Origin of the sequence: Pantoea latae, from assembly GCF_002077695.1 — a bacterium.
GTDB lineage: Bacteria > Pseudomonadota > Gammaproteobacteria > Enterobacterales > Enterobacteriaceae > Pantoea > Pantoea latae.
In genome coordinates, this window is the sequence record NZ_MWUE01000070.1 from 1 (window position 1) to 338 (window position 338).

At 51.5% G+C, this 338-nt stretch carries 1 tRNA gene; it reads left to right on the forward strand.

The features are described from left to right. Nucleotides 1–11 precede the first annotated feature (11 nt). Nucleotides 12–87, forward strand: a tRNA-Ala gene (locus B2J69_RS23475). Nucleotides 88–338 lie beyond the last annotated feature (251 nt).

Here is a 338-nt window from a genome sequence, read left to right on the forward strand (position 1 = left end):
AGTAACTGTATGGGGCTATAGCTCAGCTGGGAGAGCGCCTGCCTTGCACGCAGGAGGTCAGCGGTTCGATCCCGCTTAGCTCCACCATACTGTTTTCTGAAATAGTTCAGAGCGTACCGGCAACGGTGGGCTGTGAAGTATTATGCTCTTTAACAATCCGGAACAAGCTGAAAATTGAAACGACATGTCGCGTTCATTCTCCGTAACAGGAATGAGATGGCGATATGTTCGAGTCTCTCAATAATCACAACCGCGACGTCGCAAGACGCCTGTGGGTTGTGAGGTTAAGCGACTAAGCGTACACGGTGGATGCCCTGGCAGTCAGAGGCGATGAAGGA